The organism is Massilia niastensis DSM 21313 (genome assembly GCF_000382345.1).
Classification (GTDB): Bacteria; Pseudomonadota; Gammaproteobacteria; order Burkholderiales; family Burkholderiaceae_D; genus Telluria; species Telluria niastensis.
On record NZ_KB908077.1, the window covers coordinates 92613 to 111503 of the forward strand.

The 18891-nt window shown below is 67.0% G+C and carries 10 protein-coding genes; 3 read left to right on the forward strand and 7 right to left on the reverse strand.

Annotation, left to right across the window (positions count from 1 at the left end):
- Positions 1–154: 154 nt before the first annotated feature.
- The 3 genes from H162_RS0101705 to H162_RS0101715 all read right to left on the reverse strand — a co-directional run bounded on the left by H162_RS0101705 (position 155) and on the right by H162_RS0101715 (position 4924).
- Positions 155–1831, reverse strand: coding sequence for an alpha-amylase family glycosyl hydrolase (locus tag H162_RS0101705; RefSeq protein ID WP_020651713.1), 1677 nt, complete (start codon positions 1829–1831; stop codon positions 155–157).
- A 29-nt stretch (positions 1832–1860) separates the two neighbouring features.
- Positions 1861–3492, reverse strand: a complete 1632-nt coding sequence (locus tag H162_RS0101710; RefSeq protein ID WP_020651714.1) for an alpha-D-glucose phosphate-specific phosphoglucomutase — start codon at positions 3490–3492, stop codon at positions 1861–1863.
- A gap of 94 nt (positions 3493–3586) precedes the next feature.
- Positions 3587–4924: an MFS transporter gene (locus tag H162_RS0101715; protein ID WP_020651715.1), complete on the reverse strand. Its 1338-nt coding sequence runs from the start codon at positions 4922–4924 to the stop codon at positions 3587–3589.
- A gap of 205 nt (positions 4925–5129) precedes the next feature.
- Between H162_RS0101715 and H162_RS0101720 the strand changes: the two genes are divergently transcribed.
- Positions 5130–6020, forward strand: coding sequence for an alpha/beta hydrolase (locus H162_RS0101720; RefSeq protein WP_169444417.1), 891 nt, complete (start codon positions 5130–5132; stop codon positions 6018–6020).
- Positions 6021–6113: 93 nt separating this feature from the next.
- Here the strand turns inward: H162_RS0101720 and H162_RS0101725 are convergent, their stop codons facing one another.
- From H162_RS0101725 to H162_RS0101735, 3 genes are all read right to left on the reverse strand, one after another.
- A complete protein-coding gene (locus H162_RS0101725) occupies positions 6114–7913 on the reverse strand; it encodes a DEAD/DEAH box helicase (protein WP_040786133.1) in 1800 nt (599 codons plus the stop codon).
- Between the two features lie 182 nt (positions 7914–8095).
- Positions 8096–9607 (reverse strand): tryptophan halogenase family protein, encoded by a 1512-nt coding sequence (locus H162_RS0101730; RefSeq protein ID WP_020651718.1) that lies wholly within the window; start codon positions 9605–9607, stop codon positions 8096–8098.
- Between the two features lie 88 nt (positions 9608–9695).
- Positions 9696–12584, reverse strand: coding sequence for a TonB-dependent receptor (locus H162_RS0101735; protein ID WP_020651719.1), 2889 nt, complete (start codon positions 12582–12584; stop codon positions 9696–9698).
- Between the two features lie 523 nt (positions 12585–13107).
- Between H162_RS0101735 and H162_RS0101740 the strand changes: the two genes are divergently transcribed.
- Together H162_RS0101740 and H162_RS0101745 are read left to right on the forward strand one after the other, a co-directional pair.
- Positions 13108–14964 carry a glycoside hydrolase family 13 protein gene (locus tag H162_RS0101740; RefSeq protein ID WP_020651720.1) on the forward strand — a complete coding sequence of 619 codons (1857 nt, stop codon included), beginning with the start codon at positions 13108–13110 and terminating at the stop codon, positions 14962–14964.
- Positions 14961–17876 carry an MGH1-like glycoside hydrolase domain-containing protein gene (locus tag H162_RS0101745; RefSeq protein WP_020651721.1) on the forward strand — a complete coding sequence of 972 codons (2916 nt, stop codon included), beginning with the start codon at positions 14961–14963 and terminating at the stop codon, positions 17874–17876. Before H162_RS0101740 ends, H162_RS0101745 begins: the two co-directional genes overlap by 4 nt.
- Here the strand turns inward: H162_RS0101745 and H162_RS0101750 are convergent, their stop codons facing one another.
- Positions 17877–18863 carry a diacylglycerol/lipid kinase family protein gene (locus H162_RS0101750; protein ID WP_020651722.1) on the reverse strand — a complete coding sequence of 329 codons (987 nt, stop codon included), beginning with the start codon at positions 18861–18863 and terminating at the stop codon, positions 17877–17879.
- Positions 18864–18891 lie beyond the last annotated feature (28 nt).

Sequence of the window (18891 nt, forward strand, 5' to 3'; positions counted from 1 at the left end):
GGTTCCCACATGCATCTCCGCTGCACCTGCTCATCCAACGCGCCGCATGTCCATTCGTACATGGCGATGCGGCGGCTCGAGACGTCCTAGATTAGCAGCATTCGGCGGGTTGCTGCACAATCCTGGCTTGCATGCTTCGAAGGAACGCGACGGCTCAGTCCTGGGCGATCAGGGCCACCGGCGCCGCGCTTCCGAACCGCACCTTGCCATCCTTGACCACGGCGCTCGCGCCGGTGTACCAGTCGCGCACGGTCTGGCCGTCGTTGAACACGCCGCCCACCGGAATCGCCACGACCTTGTCGTTCGGCAAATCCAGCGCCACGACCACGCGGTCGCTCACGCCATCCTTCTGCCAGGTGCGCTTGAAGGTGTAGGGGCTGTGCTGGATCATCTGGTGGACGCCGGCGCCGACCGACGGATGCGCCGCGCGGAAGCGGCCCAGGCGCGCCCAGTGCTCGCGCACCTCGGCCACGCGGTGGGCGCCGCGTTGGGCGTTGGAGGCCAGCTCTTCCCAGTTCATGAAGGAGCGCAGGTTGGCGTCGCCTTCCGCGCCCTCGATCTTCAGCACGCGCGCGGTCTCGTCGCCGTAGTAGACCTGGGCCGCGCCCGGCGCCAGCAGCAGCTTGTTGGCGGCCTCGAGGGGGCGCTGGCGCAGCGGATCGAAGGGGCTGCCGTCGTCGTGCGAGCTGAGGTAGTTCAGTACCGAATAGCCCTTCATCTCGCCGTGCAGGGCCTTCGAATAATCGGAGAACAGCTGCTCGTAGCCCTGCTGCGCGTCCGACTTCATGCTGAAGTTGATCATGTTGTCGAAGCCGTTGGCCAGGTAGTCGACATGCTCGCCGCCGCCCATGTCGTACTTGCGCGCGTGCCTGATCGAATAGCCGTAGACCTCGGAGGTCATGAAGAACGGCTGGTCGCCGAGGCGCTTGCCCGGATTGGCGCGCTTCCAGTCCTCGTAGGCCAGGCTGGCTTCCTTCTTCAGTTCCTTCCAGACGCCCGGCTCGGTGTGCTTGACGGTGTCGGCGCGGAAGCCGTCGAAGCCGTACTTGCGCACGTAGTCGGCGTGCCACTTCATCAGGTAGTAGCGCGGCGCGCGCGGGTAGCCGGTGCGCTTGAAGAACGCGTCCAGCTCCTTCACCTCGCGCTCGTAGCGCCCTTCCTTCTTCCACTTGGCCACCAGCAGCGGCGGCAGCGCGACGTTCGCGTTGCCGGCGGTGAGGAAGTCGGGCAGGTTCTTGACCAGGGTGCAGTCGACCGTCGTGCGCACGTCCTTGTAGGTGCATGCCGGGCCGGTGCGCACCCACGACGAGGGCCACGCCGGATCCTGGGCGGTGACCGGGCCGGTGTGGTTCATCACCACGTCGAGGATGACGCGGATGCCGTTGGCGTGGGCGGTGTCGACCAGCGTGCGCAGGTCATCCTCGGTGCCGAGCGCGGCGTCGATCGCGGTGAAGTCCCTGGCCCAGTAGCCGTGGAAGCCGTAAGACTTGCCGGTGCCCTCGTCGGTGCCGGCGTGGATCTGCTCGACCGGCGGCGTGATCCAGATCGCGTTCACGCCCAGGTCCTTGAAATACCCTTCCTTGATTTTCGCCGTGATGCCGGCCAGGTCGCCGCCCATGAAGCCGCGCGCGGTGGCGGCATCGTCCTTGCGGCCGTAGGCGCGGTCGTTCGCCGGATTACCGTTGTTGAAGCGGTCCGTCAGCAGGAAGTAGACGGTCGCGTTCTCCCAGGTGAAGGGCTTGCCGGCCGGCGCCGGCGCGGCGGCCTGGGCAAAGGACGACATGGCGTTCGAGGCAAGCAGCGCGGCGGCGGCAAGGACGGAAAGTTTCATGCAGGTTCCTGTTGTGGGTGGTGGATGGATCAGGTGATCACGGTGGGACGCTCCCGGCCGGTGAGCCGGCGCAGGTCGGACACCTCGTCCGCGATCCCGGCCAGGCGCGCCAGCGCTTCCTGGGTGTCGATGTCGTGGCGCGCCGGATCGGGTTCGTAGCGCTCCAGGTACAGGCGGATGGTCGCGCCCTCGGTGCCGGTGCCGGACAGCCGGAACACGATGCGCGAGCCGTCGCTCATGATCAGGCGGATGCCCTGGCGGGTGGCGACCGAGCCGTCGACCGGGTCGTTGTAGACGAAGTCGTCGGCCTCGGCCACGTGGTGGCCGTCGAGCATCCGGCCGGCCAGGTCGGGCAGCCGGGCGCGCAGCGCCGCCATCATGGTGTCGGCGGCGGCGGCGTCGACCGCCTCGTAGTCGTGGCGCGAATAATAGTTGCGGCCGAAACGGGCCCAGTGCTCGTGCAGGATCTCGCTGACGGATTTGGCGCGCACGGCCAGCAGGTTGAGCCAGAACAGCACGGCCCACAGGCCGTCCTTCTCGCGGATGTGGTTCGACCCGGTGCCGTAGCTCTCCTCGCCGCACAGGGTGGCCAGGTTGGCGTCCATCAGGTTGCCGAAGTACTTCCAGCCGGTCGGGGTCTCGAAGCAGGAGATGCCGAGCGCGTCGGCCACCCGGTCGGCGGCGGCGGAGGTCGGCATCGAGCGCGCGATGCCGGTGATGCCGCCCGCGTAGCCCGGCGCCACCGTCGCGTTGGCGGCGATGATCGCCAGGCTGTCCGAGGGCGTGACGGCGATGCCGCGTCCGACGATCATGTTGCGGTCGCCGTCGCCATCCGAGGCGGCGCCGAAGTCGGGCGCGTCGGGCGCGGACATGATGGCGATCAGCTCGGCGGCATTGACCGGGTTCGGGTCGGGATGGCCGCCGCCGAAGTCCTCGCGCGGCTCGCCGTTGATGACGGTGCCCTTCGGCGCCCCCAGCATGTCCTCGAGGATCGCTGTCGCGTAGGGCCCGGAGACCGCGTGCATGGCGTCGAAGCACATCCGGAAGCCGCTCTTGAACATGGTGCGGATGGCGTCGAAGTCGAACAGGCGCGCCATCAGCTGCGCGTAGTCGGCGACCGGGTCGATCACCTCGACCTCCGTGTTCTCGATGCGGACGGCGCCGAGCACGTCGAGGTCGACCGGCGGCGCATCGCTGATGCGGTAGGACGCGAGGGCCTGGGTGTTGGCGAAGATCGCCTCGGTGAGCTTCTCGGGCGCCGGGCCGCCGTTCCCGATGTTGTACTTGATGCCGAAATCGCCGTCGGGGCCGCCTGGATTGTGGCTGGCCGACAGCACGATGCCGCCGAACGCGGCGTGCTTGCGGATCACGCAGCTCACGGCCGGCGTGGAAAGGATGCCGCCGCGCCCGACCAGCACGCGGGCCACGCCATGGGCGGCGGCCATGCGCAGGATGGTCTGGACCGCCTCGCGGTTGAAGTAGCGGCCGTCGCCCCCTAGCACCAGGGTGCGGCCGCTGCCCTCGCCGAGGGTCAGGAAGATGGCTTCAACAAAGTTTTCGAGGTAACCGGGCTGCTGGAACTCGGTCACTTTCTTGCGCAAGCCCGAGGTGCCGGGGCGCTGCCCGGCGAACGGCGTGCTTGCGACCGTCTGGATCGTCATGCTTCGCTCCTGTCAGTATGGCTGTAACGTCCTGGGACATTCTGCATGTTATTAAAACGTTACGATACGACAGGAGCGGAAATGGTGGCGCGGCCTAGATGCTTCCCTTGACCGGCGCGGCCTTGTCGGTGACGAACAGGGTCAGCAGTGCGGCGACCAGCATGCACACGCCGCCCAGCACCAGGGTCTGGACCGTATGGCCGCCGAAGAACTGCCTGGTGACGAAGCCGAGCAGCAGGCCGCTGACGATCTGCGGGATCACGACGAAGAAGTTGAACAGGCCCATGAAGTAACCCATGCGCTTGGCCGGCAGCGAGCCCGCCAGGATCGCGTAGGGCATGGTCAGGATCGAGGCCCAGGCCAGGCCGACGCCGATCATCGGGATCATCAGGGCCTGCTTGTCGTGGATCAGGAAGATGCTGGCCAGGCTCAGGCCGCCGATCGCGAGGCAGGTCGCGTGCACGGTCTTGCGGCTGGTGGCGCGCGCGAAGACCGGCAGGATGAAGGCGGCCAGGGCCGAGACGCCGCTGTAGACGGCGAACATGATGCCGACCCAGTTGCCGGCGTCCTGGTAGGCGCCCGACTGGGCGTCGACCGTGCCGTAGACGTTGTCGGCGATCGCGCTGCCGGTGTAGATCCACATCGCGAACAGGGCGATCCAGGTGAAGAACTGGACGAAGGCCAGCTGCACCATGGTCTTCGGCATGTGGGCGAAGCCGCCGATGATCTCCTTCAGCGCCACGCCGACGCTGCGCGCATGCTGGCGCTCGCGCTTGAAGCTTTCCATGTCGCTTGGGGGCAGTTCGTCGGCGCTGATGACGGTCCAGGTCACGGCCAGGAAGAACACGGCGCCGCCGGCGTAGAAGGCGTAGCGCACGGTGTCGGGAATGGTGCCGTTCACGGCGGCGTTGGACACGCCCATGCTCTCGAAGATGGTCGGCAGCAGCGACGCGATCACGGCGCCGCAGCCGATGAAGAAGGTCTGCATGGCGTAGCCGGCGGTCTGCTGCGAGGCGTCGAGCTTGTCGCCGACGAAGGCGCGGAACGGTTCCATCGACACGTTGATGGCGGCGTCCATCAGCCACAGCACGGCCACGGCCATCCACAGGGCGGCGGAATTCGGCATCAGGAACAGGGCGATCGCGGCCAGCACGGCGCCGATGAAGAAGAACGGGCGGCGGCGGCCCCATTTCGGGTGCCAGGTATGGTCGCTGAGGTAGCCGATCACGGGCTGGACCAGCAGGCCGGTGACGGGCGCGGCGAGCCAGAACAGGGCCAGGTCGTCGGGGTTGGCGCCGAGCGTCGCGAAGATGCGGCTGGTGTTGGCGTTCTGCAGCGCGAAGCCGAACTGGATGCCGAAGAAGCCGAAGCTCATGTTCCAGAGCTGCCAGAACGACAGGCGTGGCTTGAGCACGGCGGTTTGCATATCCATGTGTGTCCCCAATTGGCCCGCGGCAGGCGCCGGGCTCTTGTGTGAAGTGGTCAGGTCGACGTACTGCAAGCTACCTGTATCTGTAGCAAAATAACATGGGCACTTCGGGGTGTCAATCGAAGAGCTCTCATAGTAGAATCGGCGCGACACGATGTCGAAATGGCACCCTGTGTAGTCAAACAACATAAAAATGAGGAGACACCGCATGCAATCCTTCCGTAACAAAGCTCTACCCTTGTGCCTGGCTGCGGCGCTGTATGCGCTGGCCTCCGCGCCGGCGCCGGCGGCCGACAAGCCGGAGCCGGCCAGGGTCTCGACCGCCCTGCCCGGCGTGAGCCTGCTGGCCGAACAGCTCGAGATGCCGGGACTGAAGCGCAAGCGGCAGATCCGGCTGTACCTGCCGCCGGGCTACGCGAACTCCGGCAAGCGCTATCCGGTGCTCTACATGCACGACGGCCAGAACCTGTTCGACGCCGCGACGGCCTATGCCGGCGAATGGAAGGTGGACGAGACGCTCGATGGGCTGGCGAAGGAAGCCCGGCTGGAACTGATCGTGGTCGGCATCGACAACGGCCAGGAAAAGCGCATGACGGAGCTGAACGCCTGGAACAGCGAGCGCTTCGGCGCGGCGGAAGGCCGCGAGTACACCGATTTCGTGGTCAAGGTGCTCAAGCCGCTCATCGACGGCACATACCGCACCTTGCCGGGCCGCGAGCACACGGCGATCATGGGCAGCTCGATGGGCGGGCTGGCCTCGCACTACGCGCTGGTGCAGTACCCGCAGGTGTTCAGCAAGGCGGGCGTGTTCTCGCCGGCCTACTGGACCGCGCAGCCGGCATTCGACTTCGTGGCCTCGAAGCCGGTGCCGAAGGATGCGCGCGTGTTCATGCTGATGGGCGGGAAGGAAGGCCGGGAGATGGTCAGGGATGTGAAGCGGATGGCGGAGGTGGTGCGCAAGAGCGGGCATCCGGAAGGGAATGCGGTGCTGAAGATCGTGCCGCAGGGCGAGCACAATGAGGCGTTCTGGGCCGGCGAGCTGCGCGAGGCCCTGCTGTGGATGTTCGCGCCCGAGGACGCGAAAGTCGCGGGCAAGTAGGGGGACGGCCGTCCACGCGTTCAAACACACCATGCGTATCGTGCATGCACTGGCTGGACGCGTGGACGGGAAAACCCGTCCACCCTACAGAACTCAGCCCTGCGGCGCCCCACCCTTGCGATGCGGCTTCTTGCCGGCCGGCTTCTCGGTCAGGCGGCGCTCGGCGCCCTTCTTGAAGAAGCCTTTCTTCGCTGCCGGCGCCGAAGCCGGGGCTTCGCCGTCGCGCGTGATGGAGAGCTGGCGCCCGGCGACCCAGATCGTCTTCAGGTGCTCGATCAGCTCGGGCGTCATGTCGTCCGGCAGGTCCAGCGTGCTGTAGTCGTCATAGATCTCGATACGGCCGATCAGCTTGGACGGAATGCCCGCCTCGTTGGCGATCGCGCCGACGATGTTGCCCGGCTTGGCGCCGTGCACGTGGCCGACTTCGATGCGAAAGGTCGCCATGCCCGGTTCCGCCTCGCGCGCCACGCGCTCCTTCTTGAAGCCCGGCTCGCGCACCGGACGTGCGGGACGGTCTTCCCAGTCCGGACGCTCGGCGCGTTCGGCGCGTTCCGGACGCGCCTCGCGGTCCGGCTTTTCCAGCAGCAGCGGCACGTCGCCACGGGCCAGCCTGGCCAGCGCGGCGGCGATGTCGAGCGCCGGCACGTTGTCCTCGCGCTCGATTTCCTCGATCAGCGAACGGAACACGTCCAGCCCGCCCTCGGCCAGCGCGGCCTTGACCTGGTCCTTGAACTTGGCGATGCGCACGTCGTTGACCGCCTTCACGGTCGGCAGCTCGAGCGGCGCGACCGGCTGGCGGGTGGCGCGCTCGATCGATTTCAGCAGGCCGCGCTCGCGCGGCGTGATGAACAGGATCGCCTGGCCGCTGCGCCCTGCCCGGCCGGTGCGGCCGATGCGGTGGGTGTAGCTCTCGGGATCGGACGGCACGTCGTAGTTGATCACGTGGCTGATGCGCTCCACGTCCAGGCCGCGCGCGGCGACGTCGGTGGCCACCAGGATGTCGATCTTGCCGTTCTTGAGCTGCTCGATGGTGCGCTCGCGCTGTTGCTGGGCCATGTCGCCGTTGATGGCGGTGGCCGCGAAGCCGCGCGCCTGCAGCTTGCTGGCCAGTTCCTCGGTGCCCAGCTTGGTGCGCGAGAAGATGATCATGCCGTCGAAGGGCTCGGCTTCCAGGATGCGGGTCAGCGCGTCGAGCTTGTGCATGCCCGCCACCAGCCAGTAGCGCTGGGTGATGTTCTCGGCGGTGCCGGTCTTGGCGGCCACGGTCACTTCGGCCGGATCGCGCAGGTAGGTCTTGGCGATGCGCTTGATCGCCGGCGGCATGGTGGCCGAGAACAGCGTGGTCTGGCGCCCTTCCGGGGTCTGCTGCAGGATCTGCTCGACATCGTCGATGAAGCCCATGCGCAGCATTTCGTCGGCTTCGTCCAGCACCAGGGTGCGCAGCTGGCCTAGGTCGAGCGAACCTTTCTCGATGTGGTCGATCACGCGGCCCGGGGTGCCGACCACCACGTGCACGCCGCGGCGCAGGGCCGACAGCTGCGGGCCGTAGCTCTGGCCGCCGTAGATCGGCAGCACGTGGAAGCCCTTGATGTGGGCGGCATAGCTCTGGAAGGCCTCGGCCACCTGGATCGCCAGTTCGCGCGTGGGCGCCAGCACCAGCGCCTGCGGCGCCTGCTGCTTGAGGTCGATGCGCGAGAGGATGGGCAGCGCGAAGGCCGCGGTCTTGCCGGTGCCGGTCTGGGCCTGCCCGAGCACGTCGCGGTTGGCCAGCAGCAGTGGAATCGTGGCGGCCTGGATCGGCGACGGCGTTTCGTAGCCGACGTCCTTCAGCGCCTTCATGACGGGCGCGGAAAGGTCTAGTTCGGAAAACGTCGGGAGGGGGGTGTCGGACATGGATGGCTTTCAAAAATCGTACTAAACCTCCAGTTTACTCGTTCGGCGCAGTAGCGCGGGGACTATTTGCCTTGTGCGGAGCTCATAATGCCGCAGTGCAACACAATTCTACCGGGAAAACCACACATTCCAAAAAGAACGGCCGCACGAAGCGGCCGTTCCCGGAACCAGGCAGGGCCCGGCTACATTTTCTTCGCCGCGCAGGTCCTGGCGATGTAGTCGTCATGCGAGGGCATCACGCCCACGCACTTGCCGATCACCTCGCGCACGCTTTCCATGTACTCGGCGATGTCGCTTTCCGACTGGGTGTCGGCCAGCGGGTGATAGCCGTCGATCGGCATGTTCTGCCCTTCGAACACCTGGATCCAGCCGACTTCCGAGAACAGCTCGTTGTCGACCCGGACCACGCGCCCGTGCGAGCGGTACATGTCCATCTTGCGGCGCAGCGTATCCGGAATGGCCATGTGGGCGCATTCCTTCCAGTACTCGGAATCGGTGCGCTGGTTCAGGTGGTAGTGCAGGATGATGAAGTCGCGGATGCGCTCGTACTCGAAGCGCGTCTGGCGGTTGAACTCGTCCCGGTCGACCGGGCTGAAGCCGCGGTCCGGGAAGAAGTCGACCAGGCGCTGGATCGTCGACTGGATCAGGTGGATGCTGGTCGATTCGATCGGCTCGAGGAAGCCGCTGGCCAGGCCCACCGCCACCACGTTGCGGTTCCAGGCCAGCTTGCGCATGCCGGTGCGGAACTTGATCAGGCGCGGATCGGCCAGCGCCTTGCCGTCCAGGTTGGCCAGCAGGGTCGCCGCGGCTTCGTCGTCGCTGATGAAGCGGCTGCAGTAGACGTGGCCGTTGCCGGTGCGGTGCTGCAGCGGGATGCGCCACTGCCAGCCCGACTTGTGCGCGGTCGCGCGCGTGTACGGGGTGAGCGCGGCCGCCGACTCGCAGGGCACGGCCAGGGCGCGGTCGGCCGGCAGCCAGTGGTGCCAGTCCTCGTAGCCCGTTTCCAGGGTCTGCTCGATCAGCAGGCCGCGGAAGCCCGAGCAGTCGATGAACAGCTCCCCTTCCACGCGGGTGCCGTCTTCCAGCTCCACCGCGTCGACATGGCCGTCCGGCTCGCGCCGGGTCGCGCGCGTGATTTTTCCTTCGATGCGGGTCACGCCGCGCGCCACCGACAGCTTGCGCAGGTACTTCGCGTACAGGCTGGCGTCGAAATGGTAGGCGTAGGTGATGTCGCCGAGCGGCGAATTCGGCAGGTCGCGGCGCGCCGGCATGAATCGGTTGGCCTTGGCCGCCATGCGCGTGATCGAGTATTCCTCGAGCGGCGCGGCCTTGCCCAGGCGGCGCATCTTCTGCCAGTACTGGTCGAAGGGCACCGTGGCCAGGTCCTGGCCGAGGCGTCCGAAGCCGTGCATGTAGCGGTCGCCCAGCTTGCCCCAGTTGACGAATTCCACGCCCAGCTTGAAGCTGCCCATGGTCTCGCGCATGAATTCGTTCTCGTCGATCCCGACCACGCGGTTGAAACGCTGGATCATCGGGATCGTGGCTTCGCCGACGCCGACGATGCCGATCTCGTCCGACTCCACCAGGCGGATGTTGTAGCGGCCATTGAGGACGGTCGACAGCGCCGCCGCGGTCATCCAGCCGGCGGTGCCGCCGCCGACGATGACGATATCCTTGATTGGTTCGTTCTGCATGTGGTGTCCTGCTGCAATCGATCGCTTGAATGAAAAACAACCCCTGGGGCCGAAGCCTTCAGGGGTTGCATTGTAGTCCCAACCGAAATTAGAACTTGTAGTTCACGCCGAAGTGGTAGGTACGGCCATAGTCGACGCGGTTGGTCGGATTTTCCGGATCCGAGGTGTACTCCAGGAACGGTGCGTTGTTCCAGTTCTGGGCCTGGACGTAGAGGCTTGCGCCCTTCAGCCAGCCGGTCTGGAACTCGTACGATGCCTGCAGGTCGACGATGGTCTCACCCTTGATGAAGGTGAGCTGCGCGTTGTCCTGGTAGTCCGACACCTGGCCCAGGAAGTTCGAACGCTTGCGCGCCGCCGCGGCGACCTGGAAGCCGTTCTTCTCGTAGTACAGGCGCAGGTTGGTCACCTTGCGCGACAGGCCCGGCAGCGGAATGCTGACCATGTCGCCGTTCACGTTCTCGAAGCCGATCTCCGGCAGGTCGATGCCGCTGCGGGTATCCGAGTGGTTGACCGCGATGCCGAAACCGTCCAGGTACTTGGTGATCAGCTCGAACGGCACGTTCACGGCCAGTTCGTAGCCGTAGATGTTGCCGCCGTCGCCGTTCATCGGCTGGGTCATCAGGCCCATGGTCGAACCGGCGAACGGGCCGCCCACCGGCAGCGGGGTGGTCGGGGTGAGGTACGGCGCGAAGTCGAACGCACGCGGTGCACGGTAGATGTAGGTGTCGAGCTTCTTGTAGAAGCCGGCCACGCTGACATAGCCCTTCTTGCCGAAGTACTTCTCGTACGACAGGTCGAGCTGCTTGGCGCGGAACGGCTTCAGCTGCGGGTTGCCGCCGCTGCCGTTCAGGATCTGGAACGGGCCGGTGGTCGACAGCGCGAAGTTCTGGCCGGCGCGCAGGTCGTCCAGGTTGGCGCGCGAGACCACCTTGGCCAGGCCGAAGCGCAGCACCTGGTCGTTCTTCAGGTCGAACGACAGGTTCATGCTCGGCAGGACATCCCAGTACTTGTCGGTTTCGGTGACGCGCTGCGCCGGGCAGCTCACGGTGGTGTTACCCACGCAACGGGCGCGGTCGACCGCGTAGCCGCCGCCGGTCTGCTCGGTGTGGATCGCCTGCACGCCGACGTTGCCGCGGTAGTCCAGGCCGAACAGCTGGCCCTCGACGTCGGCCTTGAAGTAGCCGGTCGAGATGCGTTCCTTCACATCCCAGTACTTGTTGTAGATGTCGGCGTCGACCTTGCCGGCCAGCTCATAGACGGTGCCGAGCGAGCCGCGCGGATCCCACGAGGCGACCATGATGCCCGAGCCGCCCGCCATCGCGGTCTCGGTGCCCGGCATCGCGGCGGCGCCGTACGGATCGCCGCCCTTGATCAGCAGGCGGCCTTCGTCGCCCACGCGCGACTTGTCGCGTGCGGTGTGGTTGAAGCCGTAGGTGGTGGCCACGATCGGGCCCCACTCGACATCGCGCTTGGCGCTCAGGCGCACGGCCTTGACTTCGTCTTCCACGTACGGCATCGCCAGGTAACCGGCCTGCGGCGAGCTGGTGCCGCCCGACCAGCCCATCACGTCGGTCAGGCGCGCGACGCTGCGGTCGGCGTAGTTCATGCCTGGGGTGTAGCGCACGTCGGTGAAGTTGGCGCCGTTGAAGCCGCTGAAGCTGATGGTGTCCTTGGCGGCGTTGCCCGGGATGCCGGCGTAGGTTTCGTAGCGCGAAGCCTGCTTGGTGGCCTTCGACCAGGTCAGGTCGGCCGCGGTGGTCCAGTCGCCGACTTTCAGTTCGTTGTTCCAGCCGACGGTCTTGAGGTCGTCTTCCGCGCCTTCGTAGTGGTTACGCACCACGCCGACCCAGTTGGTGATGGTGCCGCTGGTGGCCACGCCGTTGTTGATCACGGCATTGGTCAGGATGCCGTTCGGGTCGTAGGTGCCGGCGCTGTTGCCGCCGACCGCGCCTTCGAGGCCGGTCTTCTTCAGGCCGGTTTCGCCGGCCGAGTAGAACAGGTCGACGGTCGACTTGAAGTTGCGGTTCGGACGGAACTGCAGCGAGGCGAAGGCGCCGTCGCGTTCATGGCTGTTGACTTCGGTGTCGAAGCCGAAGCCGCCCGGGGCCTTGGCGGTGCCGGCCGGGTTGGCCGCGGTCGGATACGGGATGTCCGCAACCCAGCCGCCCCACGAGTTGAACTTCGATTGCGCGCCGCCGGTTTCCTCGTAGCTGGTCAGGCCGACCGCCACGCCGATGGTGCGGTTCGCGAACTGGTCGATGTACGACAGCGAGAAGCGCTTGCCGTCGCCTTCCGGCAGGCCGTCGCGCTGCTTCACGCCCAGGCGGGTCTTCTTGTAGTTGACGGCCACGACGCGCTTGCTGAAGTCCAGCGGCTGGACGGTGCGCAGGTCGATGGTCGACGCCAGGCCCTGGCCGACGACGCTCGCGTCCGGGGTCTTGTAGATCACGATGGAACCCATCAGTTCGGCCGGGAACAGGTCGAACTCCGGCGAACGGGCGTTGCCGGTCGAGGCCATTTCACGGCCGTTCAGCAGGGTGCCGTTGAAGCTCGGCGACAGGCCGCGCACCGAGATCTCGGCCGCCTTGCCCGAGCTGCGGCCGCGCTGGGCCGACACGCCCGGCAGGCGCGAGATCGACTCGGCGACGCTCTGGTCCGGCAGTTTGCCGATGTCTTCGGCCGAGATGGCTTCGACGATCGAGCTCGAATTCTTCTTGATGGAGATCGCCGCCTCGATACCCTGGCGGATACCGGTCACTTTCACGGTCGACACGCCGGTCGCCATCGGTTCGGTGGCCGTCGCCTGGTCGGCCACCGGAACGGCGGCCGCTTCGGTGTTGGTGGTGCCGGTGGTTTCTTGTGCGTACACGCTGCCCGCGAGTGCGGACAGGAATACGACACAGCCCGCGGCTACCGGGCTGAGCTGGAATGCGGAGCGGACCGGGGTACCGGCGCGCTTGGTTGCGAAAATTTTCATTGTCCCCTCACTGATCAGACCAATTGTTTTTCCCGAAACTACAGCGCGACCCAGCAGCACGGCAGCCCGAGAAAACGGCTTTAGCGTTCTGCCAAGGATTCTGTATTAAAACTAGATGCACTGTCAACGGGAGTTCCTTGTCGCAAGAATAATGGCATGTTTTTCCCCGATTCGCCCGAAAATACGCCACTTCACGTTGTATTTGGGCTACATGACGACATACAGGGTCTGTAGTCGCACTACATCTGCACTATTTTGTGGCCTCATTCCCATCCATGCACCAGGATGGTGCATGCGAAGGAGGGGGAATAATGAAATTGTCGGATACGCGGCAGCGATAACATAATCTTGTCGTACGCAAACATGTACTTTGACTAGATTTTTGCCGTTTGAACACGATGCCATTTCTATAGTATTCTCGCTGCAACACAACAACGAACGGCTTTCTGTACCGCATCCTCATGTGCGCAAAACCTGTAGTCTGACTACGCGCAGAGGTGGCCGGCGACGGAGCCCATCCATCATGAGACACCTCCTCGCCAGCATCGTCCTGGGCGGCGCTTCGCTCGCCGCCTGGGCCCAGTCCCCCGCCATCGCCCACATGGAGCCGCCGTTCTGGTGGGCCGGCATGCAGGACAAGGGCTTGCAGCTGATGGTCCACGGCGAGCGCATCGCCGAGCTGGAACCGCAACTGGCCTATCCGGGCGTGCGCATCGCCAGGGTGACCCGGGTGCCGAACCGGAACTACCTGTTCATCGACCTGGTGGTCGGCGAGGACGCCCGTCCCGGCAGCTTCGACATCGTGTTCCAGGGCGCGGGCCGCAGCGCCAGCCATCCCTACCGCCTGCTGGCGCGCGAGCCGGGATCGAAGATGCGCCAGGGCTTCGGCAGCAAGGATGCGATCTACCAGATCATGCCGGACCGCTTCGCCAACGGCGACCCGTCGAACGACAGCGCTCCCGGCATGCTGGAACAGGCCGAGCGCAGGAATGGCACCGGGCGCCACGGCGGCGACATCCAGGGCGTGATCGACCGCCTCGACTACATCGCGGGCCTGGGCTTCACCCAGCTGTGGCCGACGCCGCTGGTCGAGAACGACATGCCGGCCTACTCCTACCATGGCTACGCCGCCACCGACCACTATCGTGTCGATGCGCGCTACGGCAGCAACGAGGACTTCCGGCGCCTGTCGCAGGAAGCGAAGAAGCGCGGGATCGGCATCATCCAGGACGTGGTGCTGTCGCACATCGGCAGCAGCCACTGGTGGATGAAGGACTTGCCGACCCCGGACTGGGTCAACTACGGCAAGTTCGTCCCGACCCACCACCACCGCACCGCGGTGCAGGACCCCTACGCTGCCAGGGAAGACAGCGACAACTTCACGCGCGGCTGGTTCGTCGAGAGCATGCCCGACCTGAACCAGAGCAATCCGCTGGTGGCCAACTACCTCATCCAGAACAACATCTGGTGGATCGAGTACGCCGGCCTGTCGGGCCTGCGCATCGACACCTTCGGCTATTCGGACAGCGCCTTCCTGTCCGAATACACCAGGCGCCTGATGGAGGAGTATCCGAACCTGAACATGGTGGGCGAGGAATGGAGCACGCGCCCGCCGGTGGTGGCGCGCTGGCAGCGCGGCAAGGCCAACTTCGACGGCTACCGCGCCTCGACCCCGAGCCTGATGGATTTCCCCGTCGCCGAGGCGATGCGCACCGCGCTCGCCGACAAGGACGGGAAGGCCGGCTTCAACGATGTCTACGAGACCCTGTCGCTCGACTACCTGTATCCCGAGCCGGGCAACCTGGTCCTGTTCTCGGGCAATCACGACATGTCGCGCATCTACAGCACCGTCGGCGAGGATCTGGACAAATACAAGATGGACATCGTGTTCATCATGACGATGCCGCGCATTCCGCAGTTCTATGTCGGCGACGAGATCCTGATGACCAGCGCCACGAAGGAACGCGACGACAAGAGCTACCGCCAGGACTTCCCGGGCGGCTGGGCCGGCGACAAGGTCGACGCCTTCGCCGGCAAGGGCCTGAGCGCGCGCCAGCGCGACGCCCAGGACTTCGTGCGCAAGCTGGTCAACTGGCGCAAGGGCCAGCCGGTCATCCACCACGGGAAGATGATGCACTACGGCCCGCGCGACAACACCTATGTCTATTTCCGCCATGACGGCGCGAAGAAGGTGCTGGTCGCCTTCAACAACAATCCGAAGGAGATGGCGCTCGACGTGGCGCGCTTCCACGAGATGCTGGCCGGCGTCGCCTCCGGCACGGACGTCCTGAGCGGCAAGACCTTCGACCTGCGCAGCCGGCTGGTGCTGCCGGCGCGTTCGGCCGTCCTCCTGGAACTGGCGCCGGCGGGGGCCCGATGAAGCGCCGCCTGATCGCCGCCGCAGCCTTCCTCGCCTGCGGCCTGGCCGCCGCCCAGGACACGCCCACGCGCGAGCTGTACATCCGCGGCGCCTTCAACGGCTGGGGCACCGACAACGCCCTCGCGCACAAGGGCGAGGGCGTGTACCAGGCCGACATCCTGGTCAGCCCCGGCAACCATGCGTTCAAGGTGGGCAGCCGCGACTGGAGCGCCGAGTGGGTGGCCGACACCGACAGAAGCGTCACCGTGGCGCCCGGTACCGCCTACCGGCTCGAGACCCGGCCCGGACCCGAGGACTACCTGTTCGTGCGCCGGACCGGCACCTACCGCTTCACGGTCGACGCCTCGGACCCGGCGGCGCCGGTGCTGCGCGTGGCGCGCCTGCAGGACGCCGCCACGGGACCGACGCTCGATCCGCATGCGGGACACGCCGCCAGCGCCACGCTGGACTTCCCGACCTGGGACGGCAAGCGGGAAAGCGCGCGCTTCTCCTCGCCCGACGCGACCGCGGCGCTGCGCCGCTACGTCCACTCGACCACCATGAACCTGCGCGACCCGGGTCCGCAGCACAGCGAATACGCCGAGCAGGAAGGCCTGCCGCGCGTGCGCAGCGGGAACCTGGCCTTCGACGCCCTGTTCGCGCTGGCCGGCGCCGAGATGCGCCTGGATTCGGTCAGCCAGATCAAGGACGGCAACTACAACGGCGCCGCCCCGGTTCCCTGCGTATGCTTCGAGACCGGCGAGAAGTGGCACTACGTGTGGACCCGCGACCTGTCGTATGCGGCCGACCTGGGCCTGGCCCTGCTCGACCCGCAACGGGTGCGCAACTCGCTCGACTTCAAGCTATCCGGCCTGCGCCAGGGCGTGGCGAAGGCCCCGCAGGTGGCCGGCAGCGCGGATGGCCTGCAGATCGTGCAGGACACCGGCAGCGGCGGCAGCTGGCCGGTCAGCACCGACCGCGTCACCTGGGCCTTCGCCGCCGAGGAAGTGCTGCGCACCCTGCCCGCCGCCGAGCGCGCGCCCTTCGCCCGGCGCGCCCTGACGGCGCTGGTGAACACGATCGAGAACGACCGCATCGCGGCCTTCGACCCGGCCAGCGGCCTGTATACAGGCGAACAATCCTTCCTCGACTGGCGCGACCAGAGCTATGCCGCCTGGATCCCGGGCGACCTGGCCTCGATGGCCAGGAGCAAGTCGCTGTCGACCAACGTCGGCCACTACCAGGCGCTGCGCCTGGCCGCGCGCCTGGCGCGCGAGCACGGCGACGCCGCCCGCGGGCGCCGCTACGACGGCTGGGCCGATGCGCTCAAGCGCGCCATCAACAGCCAGCTGTGGCTGGAAGACGCCGGCATGTACAGCAGCCTGACTGCGGCGCATTTCGACGACGCCCCGATGCACAAGTTCGACTGGCTCGGCCAGGCGCTGGCGATCGTCAGCGGCGTGGCCGACGCGCGCCGCACGCAGAGCATCCTGGCCAGCTATCCGCACGGCCCGATGGGCGCGCCGGTGATCTGGCCGCAGCAGCAGGGCATGCCGGTGTACCACAACCGCGCCCTGTGGCCCTTCGTCACCGCCTATGGCCTGCGCGCCGCGGTCCAGGGCGGCAATGCCCTCGTGGCCGACGCCGCCTACGACTCGCTGGTGCGCGGCGCCGCGCTCAACATGTCGAACATGGAAAACCTGGAGTGGCTGTCCGGCCAGCCGCTGCTGCTCGACGAAAAGAACCCTGCGCTGATCGGACCGGTCATCAATTCCAGGCGCCAGCTGTGGTCGGTGGGCGCCTACCTCGGCATGGTGGTGAACAACGTGTTCGGCGTTTCCGCCCTCGACGACGGGATCGCCGTGCGGCCCTTCGTGACCGCGAAGCTGCGGCGCGGGATGTTCGGCGCGGCGCAGGAGATCCTGCTGGCCGACCTGCGCCTGCACGGCCGCCGCATCGACGTGCGCGTGCGGCTGCCGCAGGCACGCATGGACAAACGCGAGGGCGAGGGCTATTACCGGGTCGAGCGCATCCTCCTGAACGGCAAGCCGGCGCAGGACAGGATCCGCCTGGCGCAACTGGCCGACGATAACCAGGTCGAGGTCGTGCTGGGCAGGCTGGAAACCGGGCGGCAGGGCATCCGCCGCGTGCAGGGCGATCCGTATGCGCCCTCGGGCGCCAGCTTCGGCCCGCGCGAGCCCTCGATCTCCGGGCTGGAGCGCGACGCGCAGGGCCAGGCCAGCCTGCGCATCGACGGCGGCGGCAACGAGGCCGGCGTCACCTACAACGTTTACCGCGACGGCAAGCCGGTCGCGAACGGGCTGGAGGCCGGCGCCTGGCGCGACCGCGCCGCCGGCGCGGCGTCCTGCTATGCGGTCGAAGCGCAGGCGCCCGGCTCGGGCAACCGCAGCCACCACAGCGCGCCGCGCTGCCTCGACGCCGGCATCGAGATCCCGGTCACCGATGCGCGCGTGGCCTCGAACCTGCCGGTGAGTCCGCCCAACGCCCGCTTCGCCCAGCCGCACCTGGCGAACTGGGGCAAGCCGGGCGACCGCTTCGCGGTCGAGCGCATCGCGGTCGCGCAGCCGGGACGCTACCAGGTCCAGGTGCGCTACCACAACGCCGCCAACCAGGTGAACCTGGGCATCAGCGGCGGGGTCAAGTGGCTGGCGCTGAAGGATGCCAACGGCAAGGTGGTGGCCCAGGGCGTGATCCAGCTGCCGCATGCGCCGCTGGCCAAGGCCGATACGCCGACCGTCTACTCGACGCCGCTGGAAGCGACACTCGGGGCGGGCAGCTACCGGGCCGAGATGAGCGATTTTTATAACATGAGCTACCTGGAGAGCAACAGCACGTTCAGCGCGGCCGGCGGCGCCGAAGGACCGTCGAACCGCTTCGACGTCTACGGCCTGCGCCTGCTATGGGTCAGGTAATCAGGTAAGCTCGGCCTCGCCGGCCAGGGGACGGGCCGCCTTGCGCGCCTGTCCCGACACCATCAGCGCCAGCCGTCCTTCCAGCACCCGGAATTCGATCGGCACCGCCATCTTCGTCACCTCGCCGTCGGTCGCCACCTTGAGGCGCTTGCGCCCGTACAGCGAAGGCGTGCGCACCGTCATGCGCTTGAAGGCGAAGGCGGTCAGGTCGTCCGCGCCGCCCAGCCTTCCCAGCACGCCGCGCACCAGCAGGCCGAGCAGGCCCAGCTTGCCCATCGGCTTGGGCGCGAGCGCCACCAGCTGGCCCTCCTCCACCGCCGCGGTCAGCCCTTCCATGCCGACCTGTTCCAGCTGCAGGCGGTTGTTACCGACGAACAGGGTGGTGGTGCGCAGGCGCCGCTCCTTGCCGTCCAGTTCGAGCGTGATGCGCAGGTGGCGGTGCGGGCGCAGCGCGATCTTGAGGGCGGACAGGAAGGCGACCAGGCGGCTGCGCCCGTACTGGCGCTTGTCGATCTCGCGTTCCTCGAGCATCCTCGGATACAGCCCGACGCTGGCGTTCACCAGGAAGATCTTGTTGTTGAGCATACCGACCTGCACCGGCCGTACCTGGGCGCGCAGCAGCGCATACACGGCCTCGGCCAGGTCTTCGGGAATGCCGTGGGCACGGCCGAAATAATTGAAGGTGCCTTGCGGGAGCACGCCGAACGGACAGCCGGCCAGCACCGCTTCGTGCGCCACCGTATTGATGGTGCCGTCGCCGCCGGCGGCGACCAGGATGCCGCCGTGGGCCTGGGCGCGCTCGGCCATGCCGCGCGCGATGTCGCCCAGGCGGCCCGGATCCTCGACCACCTCGAGGTGGCAGGCGCGTCCGGTACTGCCGATCACTTCGACGATCGTCTCCCTGCGCAGTTCGGTCTCGGCATGGCCCGATCCGGCATTGAGGACGATGAAGAAGGGAGCGTCGCGGGCAGGTTCGTCGGTGGGCATTGCGTGTTCGGCATTTCGGAGGTGGACA

Coding starts and splice junctions, on each gene's coding strand:
- H162_RS0101705 (WP_020651713.1), bottom strand. CDS start 1,831: ATGAAACTTTCCGTCCTTGCCGCCGCCGCGCTGCTTGCCTCGAACGCC.
- H162_RS0101710 (WP_020651714.1), bottom strand. CDS start 3,492: ATGACGATCCAGACGGTCGCAAGCACGCCGTTCGCCGGGCAGCGCCCC.
- H162_RS0101715 (WP_020651715.1), bottom strand. CDS start 4,924: ATGGATATGCAAACCGCCGTGCTCAAGCCACGCCTGTCGTTCTGGCAG.
- H162_RS0101720 (WP_169444417.1), top strand. CDS start 5,130: ATGCAATCCTTCCGTAACAAAGCTCTACCCTTGTGCCTGGCTGCGGCG.
- H162_RS0101725 (WP_040786133.1), bottom strand. CDS start 7,913: ATGTCCGACACCCCCCTCCCGACGTTTTCCGAACTAGACCTTTCCGCG.
- H162_RS0101730 (WP_020651718.1), bottom strand. CDS start 9,607: ATGCAGAACGAACCAATCAAGGATATCGTCATCGTCGGCGGCGGCACC.
- H162_RS0101735 (WP_020651719.1), bottom strand. CDS start 12,584: ATGAAAATTTTCGCAACCAAGCGCGCCGGTACCCCGGTCCGCTCCGCA.
- H162_RS0101740 (WP_020651720.1), top strand. CDS start 13,108: ATGAGACACCTCCTCGCCAGCATCGTCCTGGGCGGCGCTTCGCTCGCC.
- H162_RS0101745 (WP_020651721.1), top strand. CDS start 14,961: ATGAAGCGCCGCCTGATCGCCGCCGCAGCCTTCCTCGCCTGCGGCCTG.
- H162_RS0101750 (WP_020651722.1), bottom strand. CDS start 18,863: ATGCCCACCGACGAACCTGCCCGCGACGCTCCCTTCTTCATCGTCCTC.